The sequence below is a fragment of the Cupriavidus pinatubonensis genome, assembly GCF_019602855.1.
Classification (GTDB): Bacteria; Pseudomonadota; Gammaproteobacteria; order Burkholderiales; family Burkholderiaceae; genus Cupriavidus; species Cupriavidus pinatubonensis.
Genome location: NZ_CP080766.1, coordinates 1,517,508 through 1,530,663, shown reverse-complemented (window position 1 = coordinate 1,530,663; position 13,156 = coordinate 1,517,508). Strand labels below are relative to the sequence as shown.

Sequence of the window (13,156 nt, the reverse complement as noted above, 5' to 3'; positions counted from 1 at the left end):
GGTCTCCGTCGCGTGGTCCGGGGGAGGAACCGACAAGCGTTAGGAGGTTTGGTGCACGGGGAGATGGTGTTGCCGATGATACGCCTGCCGTCGTGGCTGCCGTGGCTGGGATCAGGGATGGCGGGACGTTAGTGTTTCCGGCCGGCGGTCGCTACAGGCTGACGGAGGTGGACCTGTCTGGAAAGGCGGTCACGCTCATTGCCTACGGGGCCGAAATCATATGTGCCACGGAAGGCAAGGGCGCTCTAAGGAAAAGCGATCACGGAAAGAAGCTGACAATCTGCGGTGGCAGATTCACTGGACGGGGTATCGGCGTCAGGTGGGTGACCGGCACCAGCACTACTCAATACGATGATTTCTTGCTGGACGGCGTCCAATTCATGAATGCCGACTACGGCGTGTATCTCGATGGGGTGCGCGAAGGGGCGCTAGTTGGATGTTCCTTTGACGGTGCGTTTGGTAACAAGGGCGTTTATCGTGTCAGGACAGTTAATACGCAGTTTATAGGCTGCAATTGGAAGAATACCGCATACATGGTCAATGATGACGGCGACTACGGCCCTTATTCTGCTGGTCTTGTCATCAATGGCGGTGTCGCCATCGGCTGTGCAATTGGCGTCTATTCGCAGGGAACTGATTTGGTAACAATCACAGGGGGAGCGGTCATTGATTATTGTGATGCCCCCGTGGTCCTACGTGGGGTTGACGGCGCCGAGATCAACGGTGGGTGCTACCTGTCGAGTCGCCAGCTTCGTGGGGGGGGATCTAATCCCGCGTTGGATGTCAGCCTGGCAAGCAACGGCGACCCCACGCGAAACCTCAAGATCGGCTTTATTTCAGCACTTAACCATTCAAACGGTGCCGGAGCTGATTGCATAAGGCTGCGGGGCGTGGCTTCCGGATTCCTGGTGCACTGTACGATTTCCTTCTTCAGACGGTTTGGGGTCGATTTTGCTGGCTGCACACGCTTCCAGGTTAACGAGAACACACTGGCTCGGGGGGCGGGCTCGCCTGCCACGACGGCGATTATTGAGTCGGCGGATGGTGACAGTAGCAACAGCGTGAGTCGAAATGATACTGGGGGACTGCGGATATCTACGCTATTCGCCAGGGTCGAAAGCAACTTGGGGTTCGCTACCGAGGGAAGTGGCGAGGCAATAGCTGCAGCAGATGCATCTGCCATCACGGTGAAGCATGGCTTGAGCTATACGCCGGCCAAGAGCGAGATCGTATTGACAGCGACCAACCGAGAGGCAGCGAATGCCAGGCCGTATATCGCTGCCGTATCACCTACTACATTCACTATCGGTTTTGCATCTGCTACGACAGCAAGTGCGGGCGTCGCTTGGCAGGTAAAGAAAAAAACGTTCTGACGAAGGGCTGGATACCCAGCGAAGCCGTGATTCACCAGGGATCGTGAGGAACGGTCGCTTCACGCGATAGCCCTACCCTAACGAAAAGCCCCTTTCACCACCATACCTCCGGCGTATCAACCCAATACCCAATCAGTGTTGGACGCTCCACGCGATCCTTGTCTATTCTCGGTTCGCGCCCACCGCACAAGACGCGAGCGGCAGGTGCACCATGGGTTGCACCGTCAGTGCGGCGCAGCCCAGGAATAACATCCGGCCCCCGTGTTGGGCCAGAACGGAGACAGGAAGGCCCACCGCCTTCAATCGCCCTATGCCAGAACCCCTCATCTCTCCGGCTCCGCAACACCATGCGGATCGCGCCGGCAATCCACTGTCGCTCTCCGCGATCACGGCAGGTTTCCTCGCGGTCCTGATTTCGTATTCCGGCCCGCTGGTGATCTTTTTTCAGGCCGCGCACGCTGCCAACCTGCCCGCCGACATGGTCACGTCATGGGTGTGGGGGATTTCGATCGGTGCTGGCGTTTCCGGGCTGCTGCTGAGCGCGTGGCTCCGTGTGCCAATCATCACCGCGTGGTCCGCGCCCGGGACGGCGCTGCTGGTGACGCTGTTTCCGCAGATGAGCCTTGCCGACGCGGTGGGGGCTTACGTGAGCGCCGCGGCGATCCTGTTCGTGATCGGGATCTCCGGCAGTTTCGACTGGCTCGTGCAACGGATCCCGCGCGGCATCGCGGCCGGCATGATGGCGGGCATCCTGTTCCAGTTCGGTGCGGGCGCATTCAAGGCGGCGGGAACCATGCCGCTGCTGGCGGGCGTGATGATCGCTACGTATCTCGTGTGCCGGCGCTGGCTGCAGCGCTATTGCATGGTGGTGGTGCTGGCCGTGGGTGTCGCGACGGCTGCGGCGCTGGGGCTCACGCATGCGGGCGATCTGCATCTGGCCGTTGCGAGGCCGGTGTTCACCGCGCCGCACTGGTCGCTGAGCGCGACGCTGAGTCTTGCCATTCCGCTGGTGATCGTGAGCCTGACAGGGCAGTTCCTGCCCGGCATGGCAATCCTGCGCCTGTCCGGGTACCACACGCCGGCACGGCCCATTCTTGCGGCGACCAGCCTGGCCAGTGCCGCGGTCGCGTGCTTCGGCGGCATCACCATCGTGACGGCTGCCATCACTGCCGCGCTGTGCACGGGCAAGGACGCACATGAAGACCCTGCGCGCCGCTATGTGGCCGGCGTTGCCAATGGCGTGTTCTATCTCGTGGGCGGGACCTTCGCGGGCACCATCGTGCTGCTGTTTGATGCCTTGCCCCACGCCTTTGTCGCGATCCTGGCCGGGCTCGCGCTGATCGGTGCCATCATGTCCAACGTGATGGAGGCCATCACGCAGGACGATCACCGCGAAGCGTCGGTCATCACGTTCCTGGCCACGGCCTCGGGCATGACCATGTTCGGTCTGGGCTCTGCGTTCTGGGGAATCGCGATCGGCAGCGCGGCCTGGTGCATCCTCCACGGGAAGCGATCCGCCGCGCGTTGACGCTTGCTGGCGTCAGCCAGTGCACGGCGACAGTGTGGGCGCCAATTTCACTGACTCCCATGAGCACGCCCCTTCCTTTCGCTTCGCTGGCATGAACGTCCGGCGTGGCGGCGCGCGAATCCGCCTTGCGGATTGCAATGAACCATCGCTTCAGGCCGTCTGCCAGACATGCCGGATCGATGGCGGCGCTCGGTTGTCCCCGTCGGCGCTGAATGCGCATGCCGCTGCACCTGTCCGCGCCATGGTAGCCGCGCCGGTGAAATCGCCAGCGATGCCCCCCCGCGCCGCGACGCCAGCGGTCAGCGTTGCCATCAGCCGGCTTGCTGGCAGCCCCGGCAGGGCCGAGGCGCTGGCTACGGAGGAGTGGGCGCAGTTCTAGTCGCCTCGGCGGCCGCCAGGCCCTGGCGGCCGTTCGTGCACCGTCAACCCTAGTCCAAAGGGCGATACCCCTCTTCAGCGGGGAGCGCGCTTGCATGACACAGCACCTCTCACCCGATCAGGGGTTTTTTCCCTTCGCTGGCGCCTGGCCAGGCAACGATTACTTCACAACGCAGGCCGCACGGACTAGTCATACTGCCATGTGGCAGCGTTTGCGCCACATTCGCGCCTCGCGTTACGCCGATTTTCGCCTGCGCGCATCCATCAAACAGTCCATAGGGAAAACCCCTCCGGGATGCTGCTGCCTTGCTTTCCCAACGACCCTTTCATAAGCTGGAAACCGGAATTACATTTTCTTACATCTGTTTTCAATGGCGTCTAAGAGCGCCTGCGGGACATAAGCGTCGGATAGACGCAAACGGGGCGATTTCGACACCTCCACGGGAAGGGCTGTCAGCCGGCCGGACGGGAAGGCTGAAGGCGCTGGAGCTCTGTCGGATCGTATGGAAGCCGCATCTCGCAAGATAGCGAGGCTGTTTCCAACAGCAAGTGCGGGTCGTCGCAGGGTCCGCGCTTGCCGCTATAAAAAGAGAGCGGCCATGGCCACCATCCTCTTGATTGAGCCTCATCCACTGTTGCGCCTGGGGCTGCGCCATCTCCTGGCGCAAGCGCACATCGCGGGTGACCTGATCGATATCGATCCCTTGGCACCGATTGAACCGGACCTGTGGCTGCATGATGCGGAGCTGCTGGTGTTCGGATTGCCGTCCGATCACGGCAGCGGCTGCGCCTTGCTTGCCGAGGTGTGCGCACGCCTGCAGCCGCAGCGCGTGCTCGTGCTGGCCGAATCGCCGGCCGCCGCACTCGTCGCGGCAGCGCTGCCCGAGTGCGTGCGTGGTTGCATGCACAAGCACAGCAGTGCAGCGGCGCTTGACGCCGCGGTGCGGCTGGTACTGGCGGGCGGCGAGTGCTTTCCGTCCCGTGTCCAGCTCGAAAGCCCATGCGCCGTGATCGACGACGAGGTAGCGACGCAGGGCATGCTGGCCGACGTGGTGCCTGACGACGACGAACGGCACGTCGTGGCGTTGCCGCGGGCCCATGTTGTACCCGCTGCCGGGGCATGCGTCCGGAACGAATCGGCGCTGGTTGCGCACACTGCGTCATCAGCGGCGCCACGAATGGCACCTGCAGTGCAGGCTGGCGGCCAGGAAACGCCTGCGGCGGGCGCGCACCTGCTGAACATTACCGAGCGCCAGTACGAGGTGCTCGCGCTGCTGGCGCGCGGCTATCCGATCAAGACGGTCAGCCGCGTTCTCAACATCTCCGTGGCCACGGCCAAGACGCACGCCTGCACGCTGTACCAGCGGCTGCATGTCCGCAACAAGGGTGAGGCGGTCTACGTCGCACTGCAGCGCGGCGCCACGCTGAACTGGGCTGGCCCGCCACCGGCCAGCCCCTCGCAGGCGCCGGCAGGCTTCGGAATGGCCGCGGCATAGTGCTTGCGGGGTCTGGCCGTGCAGTGCGGCCAGGCTGACTCATCCTTCTGGCGACCCCGTCTCATCCAAAAGCATGAGGCGGATATTGAGGCGGGTTGCTACGTTCTCAGTAAAGGGACCGGCAGGCACTTGTGCGCAACAGTGTGGCGCCGCCCGCCTGACGTGTCGGAAAGCCGGGGCGCCCCGCGCCTTGTTCCTGCAACGGTGGTACCGCATCTGTGGCCAGGCACGGGCCACGCACCGTCAATGTCGACCTATCTGATTGCCAGCAACGAAGTGATGTGCCGGGTCCTGGCCCGCCGCCTGCAGGCGCTCAACCTGCCCAGCCCGATCCGCTGGCGAGCGCTGCGCTGGCTCGATGAGGCCGAAGTGTCGATGTCCTCCGAGCATGCCGAAGATCCCGCCGACATCGCGTTGCTTGATTGCAGCGGCGTCGAAGGCGATCCGCGCGCGGTGCTTGACCGCCTGCATGCGCGGCTCGCGCCTCGGCGCTGGCTGGTGATCTCCGATCGCCTCGATGCCTCGCTGATGCTTCATGCCGCGCTGCTCGGTGCGAGCGGCTGCCTTGCCGCACCCGTATCGCATGATCTGGTGTGTGCCGCCACGGCGCTGGTCTGGGCCGGCGGGCAGTGTTTCCCGCGCACCGCTGTTACGCTGCCCACGGGTACGCCTCAGCCCTCACTCGTTTGTCCGGCTGGGACTACGGCCACCGGATGAGGGCGCGCCAGCCGTTGCGCGGCTATGCTTGAGATGCCTGCGGCAGAAGCTGGCCCGTTTCAGAGGCCGCCGTCGCGGGAGTGCAAGGGGGTCGTATGGAGGTCGGTCTGGAATTCCTCGTCGTGCGCGGCTTCGCCGTGCGTGAAGGACGGGGCAAGTGGGCCTGTTGCTTCGAAATCCGGCTGGCAACGCAAAGCGATGAACCGCTGCTGTATCGCGGTGAACTGCACGGCCGGCAATTCGACTGCGAACTGGCTGCGGCCGAGGCGGCACGCGAAGCAGGCGAGCGCGAAGCGCGATTGCGCGTGGAAAGCCTGAAGGCACTCATCGTCGCGCAGCACCGGCACCGCCTGCCGCCATCGTTCGTGCCCTGACTCTCGTCCTTGGTCCCGTCCGGTCCTTTCGGCGGACTTTCTGCGCAATGCACCCCCGGAGACGGTTCGGGGAGATGGCATCTGCCATGCCGTACCCCGGTTTCACACGCCCCGCGCAATCCCGATGGGACGCCTCCAAAAAAGAAGCCCGCCGACCGGGGGACCATGCGGGCTTTGAACCGTGCAAGGCATGTAGCGCTTGCACGTCTCATCGACGATAGGCAATCGCCGTCACTCGCTCCATTAGCCAGAAGCATCATGCGTGCGGCCCCGCGCACCAAGTATTCATCCATGCCTCAACCCTAGCGGAGGGGTCTCTAACGCCTTGCGCGAGCCGCCGCGCACAGGGCTGCAGAACTTTGTGCGCCGTCCAACAGACTGGCGGGAACACGCCGCGCAATGATCGCCAGCACAACCGGTCGCGAAAGCAACGGACACGGTTGGGGGAAGGCGCGCAGGACAGGAGTGAATGCACGGACAATCGAGTTGCTGGCGCGTAGGTGCGCCGGCAACCCTGACCGTGCGCGCCCGCGAACGCAACGTCTTGGCACGCGCGGAGGCCAATAGTGTACGGCGACACGAAGATGCGTGGACGTGGCGGTCCGGGATTGCGAGGCGGGAATCCGGTCTGGTCTCACGTCAACAGCCACGTGGATCTCTGGATTGAACTGCTGCATGGCCTGGACCTGCCACCGGTGGCCGCGCTGCCCTGCACGGTCAGGCAGGCGTTTGAAGCCGACCATTTCACGCAGTGCCGGATACCCGATGCCGACCTCGAGCGGCTGTTCGGCCTGAGCATCCATGCCCTGACGTTATACGACTCGCTCGAAAGCCACGTCGCCGCGCAGACCTGCCGCGGCAATATCGTGGTGATGGAGGTCGACAGCACCCAGTTGCCGCCCGCGCCGGGCGCGGCTTACCAGCGACAGCGCACGCTCTCATGCATTGGCATCGACGTGATGATTCCCGATGCGCTGGCCGTCGGTTACTTCCACTCCGATGGCTATCACACCGCCAGCGGCGAGGACTACACCGCGCTCTTCGGCCGCGCGCCGGGAGGGCGCATACCGGAAGTCCAGCTCTATGCCCATGCCGACGTCGTGCGCCGCAATCCCTGCACGCACAGCGAGGCATCGTTGCTGCAGGCGTCGCTTGAACTCTTCCGCTTTCACCTGGCCAACCGCCCGCGCGACAACCCGGTCAGCACATTCCGCGCGGCGTTCCCCGAGCATCTCGATCGCCTGATGGCGCGCGGCGAGCCTGGCTTTCATCACTACGCGGCCGGCGTGCTGCGCCAGCTCGGCGCCAACTTCGAACTGCTGGCGCGCTATCTGCGCTGGCTGGTCATGCAAGGTGAGCAGGTGCCGGACAAGACGGCCGAGGCTTGCTACACCATGGCATCGGAAGCGATGGTCATGCAGTTCCGGCTGATGCGCGCGGTGATCAGCCGCAAGCCGGATACCTGCGAAGATTGCCTGGACCAGCTCGAAGCCTCGTACCAAGCCTGCGTGCCAGTGCTGGCGCGGCATTTCGGCGGGAGCACGGCGTGACGGTTCCGGCCACGATCGCACGCGGCGACAAGCGCGTGCCAGGCGGCTGGCGCGTGTCGGGCGACTGGTCGTGGTTGGAGACCCTGCCCGGCGCCGCCGACAGCCCCGCGTGCCTCGACGAACGCGCGTCGTGGCTGCCGGCGCCGGTGCCGGGCACAGTGGCCGACGCGATGCGCGTGTCGGGACGCTTGCGCGACTCGGCGCCGGTGGCCGTGCATCGCCACGACTACTGGTACCGCCTGCGTTTCGCCGCGACTGGCCGTCGGGTCCTGCGCCTGCGCGGGCTGGCCGGCACTGCGCAGGCATGGCTGAATGGCCGCGAGATTTCCGCTCCGCAAGCGCCGGGCGATGCCTGCGATGCCGAGGTCGAACTGGCAGGCCTTAACACGTTGCACCTGTGCTTTCGCGCGATCGTGCCGCGGCTGCATGGCGCGCGCGCCACGCTGTTCTGGCGCCAGGCCGGTGCGTTCCCGATGTCCGGTGTGATCGGACATGCGGCGGCAGAGGGGAAGCCTTTGCATGCCGTCGGCGTGCTGCAGCCGGTCGAAGTGCTTGACGTCGCCGGTGGCGATGTCCTTGCCGATGCTGCCATGGACCTTTCCGCCGGACTGGAAGACGGCGACGGCGTGGTCCGCATGCGCCTGCACCTGCATGGCGAGGCACCGTTGCGGGCAACGCTGAACGTCGGCAATGCGCGATGCGCAGTCCAGGCGTCACTCACGCGCGAAGATGCCTTCACGCTGACGGCGCAGGTGCGTCTTGCGCATCCCGATCCATGGTGGCCGCATACCCACGGCCGGCCCGCCCGCTATCGCATCGTGGCCGAGGCTGGCGCGCATGCACTCGACTGCGGGCAAATCGGTTTGCGCAGCGTCCGGCGCGACAGGCAGGGACACATGCCGTACCCCCGCATCAATGACGTGCCAGTGTTTTGCCGCGGCGCGCGACTGGCCGCCGAGGAACTGGCCGCACTGGCAGCATCGCCGCTGGCCACGCGGCGCTGGATGCGGCTCGCGCGCGGCGCGGGCCTGAACGTGCTGTATCTCGATCGCGATGGCGCGCCTGCCGCGGATATTCGAGCTGCGTGCGAGGCCGCCGGCATGCTGCTCTGGCGCGACGGCATGGCTCCGGCAGACACCGCATGGCTGCCCGAGATCGCTGGCGTGCCGTGCGCGCGTACGCTTGAAGCGCTCGGCCTGTCGCACGCCGTGGCCGATCCGAGCTGGAAGGCCAGCGTGCCGCATCCGGTCGGCACGCTATGGGATGCCGAGGATGCGCGCGACCGCCAGCTGCGCACGCTGTATGACGTGGATCCCCCGCATCTGCGCCGGACCGATGCGCAGCGCTACCTGCGCCTGTCGCGCGCGCTCGCTGCCGATCTCGTGAATGATCTCATCGCCGGTTGCCGTCGCGACGGCAGTAGCGCGGGACTGGCGCTGGCGCCATCGCTGCACGATGTGCTGCTGGCCAACGGCACAGGCCTGGTTGATGTGTGCGGCCGCCCGAAATCCGGCTGGCATGCCATGCGTGCGGCATGCCGTCCGTTGCAGGTGCTGATCAGTAACAACGGCAGCAACGGCAGCGACAGCATCCGGCTGGACTTGTCCAATGAAACAGCCGCGCCGCGTGAGGTCCGCGTGCGGGTTTGCTGGATCCGGAACGGCGCACAGGTACACGCCGAGGCCGACCATGTGCTTTGCCTGCAAGCGCGCGCTGTGCTTGTGCTGGCGCCGCAGCCACAACAGGGCGGAGCGGCGGCAGCGGCAGATGTCGTGCTGGCCACGTTGTCGGACGCTCGCAGTGGCGAGCTGCTCAGCCAGGCCGCGCACCTGCCCGATCGCCGCGCCGACGCGTTGCCGCAAGCCGGCCTGCACGTCGAAGTGCAGCGGTATGCGGAGCAGTGGTGGCTTGAGATATCGGCCACGCATTTTGCGCGCTGGGTGCATATCGAAGACGACGTGCTTCAGCCGTCGCAGGACTGGTTTCACCTTGCACCGGGCGGACGCATCCGCATCCGTCTTTTGCATGAAGGCGGGCATGCCCTTCATCCTGCCATGTGCCCCGCTGGAAAGGTCCGCGCACTCAACCAGGACGCGCCCGTCCACTACGGGGCGTAGCGTTTTCCGCTTCTGTTCCTGCCCAAAGGCCACCCCCCGCGTGCGTGCGGCAAGCATGTCCGCTATCCGGCCAACCTACCAATGGATGACGGGGCACCAACCGTCTGCCTACTGTCCCATTGACGTTCCATGGAGCTTAATAAAGACACCGGACCAGCTCGATTGCCGCATGGATGGGGTCCGCGGCAACGCTGACGGGAAAACGAACGCAAACGCCGGGCCTGCGATCCTGGCAGGCGACAGACCGGTCTGGTGCGGCCGGGCCCTGCGGCAGAGTAGTTGGGGGTGCGCGGCGCCGGCGGGTAGATTCTTGCCCGGAGACGGGCTTGGGATTGGACAGGGGGGTAGGAAATGATCACGCATCGCTCGGATCTGAATGCCAACTATCTGCTCAATGCATTACCGCGCAGCGAATGGGAATCGCTGGCGCAGCACGTCGAACTGGTGCGCCTGCGCGCCGGCGAGTTGCTGACCGATTCCGGACAACGCATCGTCCACGTGTATTTCCCGACCACGTCGGTGGTGTCGCTGCTGTCCCTGCTCGAGGACGGCGCCACCGTGGAGATCGCCGCGGTCGGCAACGAAGGCCTGGTCGGCGTTCCCGTAGTCACCGGTGGCGACACTATGCCGTGCCGCGTGGAAGTGCGCAGCCCGGGCCTGGCCTATCGCATCCCCGCTCGCCTGCTGCGTTCCGAGCTGCCCCGCACGCCCACGCTTCAACGCGTCACGCTGCTGTACGTGCAGGCCATGCTCACGCAGATCGCACAGACCGCGGCGTGCAACCGCCACCACTCCCTGAACAAGCAACTGTGCCGCTGGCTGCTGCTGGCCGTCGACCGGCTCAGTTCGAACGAGCTGGTGATCACGCAGCAGGTCATCGCCAACATGCTGGGGGTGCGCCGCGAGGGCGTGACCGAAGCCGCGGGCAAGCTCGAAGACCTCGGCCTGATCCATCACAGCCGCGGCCACATCACGGTGCTCGACCGATGCGGGCTGGAGAAGCACTCTTGCGAGTGCTACAAGCTGGTCAAGCGCGAATACGACCGCCTGCTGCCCGCCCTGGCGCATGCCTGAGACCGGAAAGCCGGAAGTGAGCAGGTATGGCCGGTGACGCAGCCTGCGCTGCGGTATCCGGCCTTCATGGTTTTGAGGAGCAGTGTCCGTGAGCAGACTGTCATATGCCGGTGCACCGGCCGACCGGGAGGCCCCCCGGCGTGAAGCCCCGGCGCCGCGCGCTTTGCAGGCGCGCGCGTTGCTGGACCATATGGGGTGGATCGTCGCGGCCGGCGTGGCTGGCGCGGCGATCGGCGGCGTGATCGCACTGTCGTCCCCGCTGGAGTACCGCGCCCAGGCGCTGGTCCAGGTGGAGGGCAAGGACGGCGCGGTACGCAACATCGGCAACGTCGCGCAGACGCCGCAGGGCGCACCGCTTGACGCGGGCCTGCTGCGCAGCCGCGCGGTGGTGTCGCCGGTGGTCGAACAACTGCACCTGGACATCTCCGCCAGGCCCGTGCGCGCGCCGCTTGTTGGCAGGCTCGTCGAGCGGTGGTCCACGCCGGGACAGCCGCGCGGCAGCTGGCTGGGCTATGCATGGGGCGGTGAACGGTTGCAGCTGGACAGCCTTGCGGTGCCCGAAAGGCTGGTGGACCAGCCCATGCTGTTCGAAGTGTTGCGCGATGGCAGCTACCGCATCAGCTACCAGGACACAAAGCTGGTAGAGGGCGTCGTCGGCGAGAATGCCGCGGGCAATGGCGTGGAACTGCGGGTAGCGCGCATTGATGCCGCGCCCGGCACGCGCTTCCTGCTCACGCGCCATGACCCGGCGCGTACCGCCGACGCGATCCGGCTGGGCCTTGCCGTCGAAAACGAAAGCGCGGACGCAGCCGGCAGCACCGTACGCATCGCATGGCAGTTCCCGGACCCGGATGCCGCCGCCGCGCTCGTGAACGGCGTGACACGCGGTTACATCAACGGGCAGACCGCGCAGCGCCGCGGCGACGCCGCCGACACGCTTGCCTTCCTGACCGGCGAGTTGCCGCGCGTGCAGGCCGAACTCGCGCGTGCTGAGGATTCGCTGAGCCGCTATCGCGCCCGCACCGGTTCGATGCAGCCCAGCCGCGACGCGCAATCGTTCCTGAACAACAGCATGGAGTACCAGCGCCAGATTGCGGCCCTCAGGCTCGAGCGCACGAAGCTGCTGCAGCGTTTCACCACGGACGCCAACGAGGTCAAGACCGTCGACAGCCAGATCCAGCAGATGACACGCGAGCGCGCGGAGATCGATGCGCGCATGCAGAGCCTGTCGGCTTCCGAGCGCGAATCGGTGGCACTGGCACGCGACGTCAAGGTGGCTGAAGACATGTACATGACGCTGCGCACGAAGGTCGAGCAGTTGTCCCTGCTGCGCGCGGACAACTCAAGCCAGATGCGTGTGGTCGACACCGCGATTGTCCCGACGCGGCCAGTAGGGCCTGGCGCGTGGCCGTTCGTTTCCAGTGGCATGCTGCTGGGGCTTTGCCTTGGTGTGGTCGGTGTCGGCGTACGCCAGCGGCTGAAGCCGTCGGTGGCGACGACCAACGACGCGGAAGAGCGGCTCGGCATCGCCATGCTCGGCGATGTCGCGTTCAGCGACGAACAGGTGGAACTCGAACGCGAGATCGAAGCCAAGCGTCGCCTTGGTATTGCTGCGGGTTTTGCCCTGCAGGCAAACGGCCGCCTGGAGGCGCCGCGTCCGGGCACCTCGGTGGTCGATGCATCGGGCGTCGACGAAGCCGACAGCGAATACGCGGAAAGCGAACGGCTCCTGAGGCAGGGACTGCACGATCATTTCCTGCTGGCCCGGCGGGCGCCGCACTCGCTCGCGGTGGAAGGGCTGCGCACCTTGCGCGCGGCGCTGCATTTCTCGCTGCGCGTGGCACCCGATAGCGTCATCGCCGTGACGAGTCCTGCGGCAGGCGCGGGCAAGACGTTCTCCGCGGTCAACCTCGCGGTGCTGTTCGCGGAGGCGGGGCAGCGCGTGCTGCTCGTCGACGCTGACCTGCGCCGGGGCAAGATTGCCGAGTGGTTTGACCAATCACCTGAAGGCGGGCTCGCGGAGGTGTTGTCTGGCTGCCTGCAGATTGCCGAAGCTGTCCGGCCGACCGTGGTCAATGGCCTGTTCATCCTCACCCACGGGCAGACGCCGCCCAACCCGTCGGAGCTGCTGATGTTGCCGACGCTGGCCGACAACCTGCGCCGGTGCGCAGGGCGCTTCGATCTGGTCATCGTCGACACGCCGCCCGTCATGGCGGTTGCCGATGCGACGCTGGTCGCCAGCCTGGCCGGATCGACGTTGCTGGTCATTCGCGCGGACGTCACGCCGGCGGATCAGGTGAATGAAACGCTCAAGCGATTGGCGCGCGCCGATGCGCGGCTGGCCGGCGGCATACTCAATGGGGTGGTGCAGCGGCGCAGTAATCGGGCGGATTTCAATAGCATTAATCCGTATCTGGGGATGCCGTTGCCACGCGCCGAAGCGAAGCATCCGGCGTTGACCGCCGAGGTCGACGCGACCGGAAAAGCCTGACCTACTACGCCACAGCGATACGCCCGGCCCTGCCGGGCGTACCCGTTTCTGCGGGGCG

9 protein-coding genes are annotated in these 13,156 nt (G+C 65.7%); all 9 read left to right on the top strand.

The genetic code is table 11. From position 1 onward, the window contains the following. Nucleotides 1–167 precede the first annotated feature (167 nt). The 9 genes from K2O51_RS06970 to K2O51_RS06930 all read left to right on the top strand — a co-directional run bounded on the left by K2O51_RS06970 (nucleotide 168) and on the right by K2O51_RS06930 (nucleotide 13,098). Nucleotides 168–1,373, top strand: a complete 1,206-nt coding sequence (locus K2O51_RS06970) for a hypothetical protein (protein WP_342394086.1) — start codon at nucleotides 168–170, stop codon at nucleotides 1,371–1,373. Between the two features lie 310 nt (nucleotides 1,374–1,683). Beyond that, nucleotides 1,684–2,901: a benzoate/H(+) symporter BenE family transporter gene (locus K2O51_RS06965; RefSeq protein WP_245001784.1), complete on the top strand. Its 1,218-nt coding sequence runs from the start codon at nucleotides 1,684–1,686 to the stop codon at nucleotides 2,899–2,901. A gap of 977 nt (nucleotides 2,902–3,878) precedes the next feature. Further along, a complete protein-coding gene (locus K2O51_RS06960; RefSeq protein WP_220629984.1) occupies nucleotides 3,879–4,775 on the top strand; it encodes a helix-turn-helix transcriptional regulator in 897 nt (298 codons plus the stop codon). Between the two features lie 246 nt (nucleotides 4,776–5,021). Beyond that, entirely contained in the window at nucleotides 5,022–5,492 is a 471-nt protein-coding gene (locus tag K2O51_RS06955; RefSeq protein WP_041680321.1) for a response regulator transcription factor, read from the top strand. Between the two features lie 95 nt (nucleotides 5,493–5,587). Next, nucleotides 5,588–5,866 (top strand): hypothetical protein, encoded by a 279-nt coding sequence (locus K2O51_RS06950; RefSeq protein ID WP_011301463.1) that lies wholly within the window; start codon nucleotides 5,588–5,590, stop codon nucleotides 5,864–5,866. Between the two features lie 566 nt (nucleotides 5,867–6,432). After that, entirely contained in the window at nucleotides 6,433–7,416 is a 984-nt protein-coding gene (locus tag K2O51_RS06945) for a DUF1839 family protein (protein ID WP_140950106.1), read from the top strand. Further along, nucleotides 7,413–9,533, top strand: a complete 2,121-nt coding sequence (locus K2O51_RS06940) for a glycoside hydrolase family 2 protein (protein ID WP_220629983.1) — start codon at nucleotides 7,413–7,415, stop codon at nucleotides 9,531–9,533. Before K2O51_RS06945 ends, K2O51_RS06940 begins: the two co-directional genes overlap by 4 nt. Before the next feature lie 351 nt (nucleotides 9,534–9,884). Next, nucleotides 9,885–10,607, top strand: a complete 723-nt coding sequence (locus K2O51_RS06935) for a Crp/Fnr family transcriptional regulator (RefSeq protein WP_011301466.1) — start codon at nucleotides 9,885–9,887, stop codon at nucleotides 10,605–10,607. Between the two features lie 88 nt (nucleotides 10,608–10,695). After that, nucleotides 10,696–13,098, top strand: coding sequence for a polysaccharide biosynthesis tyrosine autokinase (locus K2O51_RS06930; RefSeq protein WP_011301467.1), 2,403 nt, complete (start codon nucleotides 10,696–10,698; stop codon nucleotides 13,096–13,098). The last annotated feature ends 58 nt before the right edge of the window (nucleotides 13,099–13,156 follow it).